This is a genomic window from Psychrobacter sp. (assembly GCF_036731945.1).
In the GTDB taxonomy this organism is placed as follows: domain Bacteria; phylum Pseudomonadota; class Gammaproteobacteria; order Pseudomonadales; family Moraxellaceae; genus Psychrobacter.
The window spans coordinates 1,012-5,174 of record NZ_DAINDI010000101.1 but is presented as its reverse complement, the minus strand read 5'-3'; the positions used below and the strand labels follow the sequence as shown (position 1 = coordinate 5,174).

Genomic DNA, 4,163 nt, shown 5'->3' with positions numbered 1-4,163 from the left:
AGCAGTGTTGCCAAATCAGAATACCGACAAAGCTGGCGATAACAATGCCAATGTTAAGGCTAATGCTAAGGCGCACTCATGTTTTATTGTTAGTGATGGACAAGGTCAGTTAACCGCGTTAACTGTTAATCATTTAGCAACTGCTGAACTTGCTAGAGTAGATAATGTTGAGCGTATTTTTATCAACAGTAAATATCATCTGATGTCGTTTGACAATCACTTGCAAGCGCTGTGAGCATGAATGTGCCGTCACAGTATGATTTGCCCTTATTAAATAGCGCTAAACGTTGTTTGGCGCAAGCGGATATTGAGCTACACATCAGCAAAAAGCGCGTTAAAAATATCAATTTTCGCTTAAAACCGCATAAATTAATGGTCTCTATACCAATCTCTCTTAGCTCAGCGCAAACTGCTCAGGCGATAGAGAAACGCGTGCCTTGGGCAATCGCCAATCATGCGCACGTATTAGAACGTTATAAACGTCAGCAAACCCCATCACAGCAATCTATAAAAGAGTCTTCAACTGTCGATAGCACACTGCTATTGTGGGGCGTAGAGCAATCATTCACCTTAAACCACGATAAAAAAATTGCCTACTATCGGCAAAATCTCTCTGAAGTAATGCCTGCATTATTTAATAAATGGCAACCGATTGTCGGCGCTTACGCTAATGAAATACGTCTAAAGAAAATGCATACGCGCTGGGGCAGTTGCAATACTCGCGCCCGGCGAATTTGGTTGTCCGTCTATCTGCCAGCCTATCCTATCGAATGCACTGAATACGTCATCGTCCATGAGCTTTGCCATTTGCATCATGCCAATCATAGCCGTGCTTTTTGGCAAACGGTGGCGACGGCAATGCCCGATTACAAGCATTGGCATAATATGTTGGCAGGTAAAACAGGGCAGCTAGACTAAGGTAGGAGCTACTGCTAAATAACCAGATGTCATGCCTTAATCTGCTAAGATAAGGTTTTTTATCGAAACAAGGATGTGCTATGGAAAACGTCAATCAAGCCCAGTTTTGGCAGCAGCGTTATGAAGAGGACAGTATCGGCTGGGATATGGGACAAGTGTCACCACCGCTCAAAGCTTATATTGACCAGTTGCCTGAATCTGCTAAAGAGCAAGCGATTTTAGTACCGGGCGCGGGCAATGCTTATGAGGTCGGTTATCTGCATGAGCAAGGGTTTACCAATGTCACCTTGGTTGATTTTGCCCCTGCGCCAATTGAGGCTTTCGCAGAGCGCTATCCTAACTTTCCAGTAGCGCATTTGGTCTGTGCTGATTTTTTTGCGTTATCGCCAGCGCAATATCAGTTTGATTGGGTGCTTGAGCAGACGTTTTTTTGTGCCATAAATCCTGCGCGCCGTGATGAATATGTGGCGCAGATGGCCGCATTATTGAAACCGAATGGCAAGCTGGTTGGGCTGCTATTTGATAAGGATTTCGGGCGAGAGGAACCCCCGTTTGGCGGCACAAAAGCTGAATATCAGCAGCGTTTTGAGCCTTATTTTGAGATTGAGATTATGGAGACAAGCTATAACTCGCATCCGGCGCGGCAGGGCAGTGAGCTGTTTATTAAGATGCGTGTAAAATCTTAATCTCACGCTTGATGTTTTGCCGAGCCTGCTTTTCTAACCTGTCATAATAATAATCCGTCAGATAAAGCGTTGGGTGCGCTAATAATCCTTTTAATACTGCCATACGCCCGTTGCGGTAATCTGCGTTTGAGACATGCGCGTACTCTTGCCGAACTGCTTGTGCATACTGCTCATACTCAAGCCAACATGCCCCTAAAATACTTAAGTCCATATCTAGTAAATAAGCGGCATCAAAGTTCTTTTGAGCGTTTGAGCACTCAGCAAGCTCATGATTAGCCGTCATCATAATGAGCGCGTAAATATGTTGGCACTGCGCTGCCGATAAATAAGGGCGTAGAGCCTCTACGGCATATTCTGCACTTTTCAGCTCATTATCTGAGCGCATCGGATCATATATCACGTCATGATAAAACAGTGCCAATGCGATAATATGCAGCTCATTTAAATGATGCTTAATCTGTTCAAACTGCGCAAATAATTGCCAAATATGCTGCAAGCTATGATAAGCGCGCTGGCTTTCGTTATAGCGCACAGCGATATTTTGCCAAAGTGTTTTTAATATTGCTGGCTCGATAGCGTTATCAATAGCCGTTAAATGCCACTCGAAAATCGTCCCAAGCTCAGTTTCTAGTTGTGACAACCCGTCCATATTTAGCCTTTATTTAATGACTGCAATCTATTGGCAAATGCTTACTTCTTACTAGCCGCATCTTCAAATGCTTGTTTAAAGAGTTTACCTAATAAATTAACATCATCAACGCGAGCATAGTTTAAGCGGGTGACAAAAGCGATATGACGATGTGGCCCTTTTTCTGCTAATGGTACTGCGACTGCATTTTGGTTTTGCAAATGCAGCTGATCGAGTGCCATCTCTGGCACCAAGGTCGTGCCCATATTAGCAAGCGCCATTTGTATTAGGGTGTTTAAGCTGGCATCAGAAAAGCTCGATTTCATTTGTGCGCGATCGAAATGACAGACGGTTAAGGTTTGATCGGTCAGACAATGTCCTTCGCCAAGTAACATCAGATTGGCTGTTGCTAGCTCATCGGCATTAATTTTTTCAAGCTTGGCATGGACGTCATCCTGTGGAAAGACAGCAAAGAAATCTTCCGCCCAAAACTCAAACGTATGCAAACCATCGACCGCATAAGGCAGTGCAATAATGGCCGTATCAATATGACCATAGCGCACTTGCTCAAGCAAACGCTCGGTTTGCTGCTCGATAACGGTCATCCGAAATTCAGGGTAGTGTTTGCGCAGAGCAGGCAGTACTTTTGGCAGCAGATAAGGTGCAATCGTCGGAATGATACCAACCGTCATCGGGTACGCAAGCGGCGATTGATGGCTGTGTGCTCGCGTAGTCAAATCATTGACTTCAGAAAATATACGCTGCGCTCGCGTTAAGATGTCCTCACCGATAGGCGTAATCAAAACTTGCTTATTATTGCGCTCAAAAATCTGCGTATCTAGTTGTTTTTCTAACTCGGCGATACCCAAACTCAGCGCTGATTGTGAAATATTACAGTCTTCTGCCGCCCGTTTAAAATGACGATGTTTGGCAACCGCTAAGGCAAACTCAAGTTGGCGTAAAGTAATCATAAAACCTCTCTATTAATGGGTTTTGAACGCCATTTGTTTTGGGCGTTTATCTTGTGTACTATAGCAATTTAATGCCGATGTTCGTATAAAAAAAGCCGTTAGAATAGTTTAACAAGTTTAATAAAACAAAACATCACATTAAAAACTTTTAACTGGATTAACCATAGAATTCGCGTATAGTTTGTCTTGTAACCCAGTTAATGAGTGGGTTAATTAAAACCTGCAGCCATAAACACAATTAACTTAACAACAATCAATCAAAAAAAGGAGCCAATCATGGCGTCAATTATCAATCAAGAAATTCCAGAGTTTTCAGCAGAAGCGTTTGTAAACGGTGATTTCAAAACCATCACTTCAGAAGACGTAAAAGGCAGTTGGGCCATCTTTCTATTTTACCCAGCTGACTTTACCTTTGTTTGCCCAACTGAACTTGAAGACATGGCAGCCCATTACGAAGAGCTTAAAGGCCTAGGCGTAGAAGTGTACTCAGTATCAACTGACACACATTTCACTCACAAAGCATGGCATGATTCTTCAGACGCTATCGGCAAAGTCACTTATCCAATGATCGGTGACCCAACTGGCCGTATCACTCGTGGCTTTAATGTCATGATCGAAGAAGCAGGTTTGGCAGAGCGTGGTACTTTCTTAGTAGACCCAGACGGTAAAATCCAAGTCGCTGAAATCCATGCAGGTGGTATTGGCCGTAGTGCAAAAGACATGCTACGTAAAGTAAAAGCGGCACAGTACGTTCGTGATAACGACGGCGAAGTTTGCCCAGCAGCTTGGGAACAAGGTCAAGAAACCCTTAAACCAAGCTTAGATCTAGTTGGTAAAATCTAAGCATATACTTAGATAACTTACTATTTAGACTAGCAAAAAGATAAGTATAAAATTTAATAGTAAGTTTTCGTTTTTAAAAGAAAACGCTATTAAATGATGACTTAAGAACGCCCCATC

5 protein-coding genes and 1 pseudogene are annotated in these 4,163 nt (G+C 43.1%); 4 read left to right on the top strand and 2 right to left on the bottom strand.

Annotated features, from left to right (window positions below; genetic code table 11):
• The 3 genes and pseudogenes from V7D75_RS13880 to V7D75_RS13870 form a co-directional block, all read left to right on the top strand.
• Positions 1–235, top strand: a pseudogene (locus V7D75_RS13880) (hypothetical protein); the annotation flags it as partial.
• Between the two features lie 2 nt (positions 236–237).
• Complete coding sequence (locus tag V7D75_RS13875) at positions 238–918, top strand: M48 family metallopeptidase (RefSeq protein ID WP_333615032.1); 681 nt, start codon at positions 238–240, stop codon at positions 916–918.
• Between the two features lie 80 nt (positions 919–998).
• Positions 999–1,604 (top strand): methyltransferase domain-containing protein, encoded by a 606-nt coding sequence (locus V7D75_RS13870; protein ID WP_333615031.1) that lies wholly within the window; start codon positions 999–1,001, stop codon positions 1,602–1,604.
• Here the strand turns inward: V7D75_RS13870 and V7D75_RS13865 are convergent.
• Both V7D75_RS13865 and V7D75_RS13860 read right to left on the bottom strand, forming a co-directional pair.
• Positions 1,582–2,253, bottom strand: coding sequence for an HD domain-containing protein (locus V7D75_RS13865; protein WP_333615030.1), 672 nt, complete (start codon positions 2,251–2,253; stop codon positions 1,582–1,584). The two genes, V7D75_RS13870 and V7D75_RS13865, sit on opposite strands and share 23 nt — an antisense overlap.
• A 41-nt stretch (positions 2,254–2,294) precedes the next feature.
• Positions 2,295–3,203 carry a hydrogen peroxide-inducible genes activator gene (locus V7D75_RS13860; RefSeq protein WP_296193082.1) on the bottom strand — a complete coding sequence of 303 codons (909 nt, stop codon included), beginning with the start codon at positions 3,201–3,203 and terminating at the stop codon, positions 2,295–2,297.
• Between the two features lie 276 nt (positions 3,204–3,479).
• Between V7D75_RS13860 and ahpC the strand changes: the two genes are divergently transcribed.
• Positions 3,480–4,046: an alkyl hydroperoxide reductase subunit C gene (gene ahpC, locus V7D75_RS13855; RefSeq protein WP_068407548.1), complete on the top strand. Its 567-nt coding sequence runs from the start codon at positions 3,480–3,482 to the stop codon at positions 4,044–4,046.
• Positions 4,047–4,163: the final 117 nt, after the last annotated feature.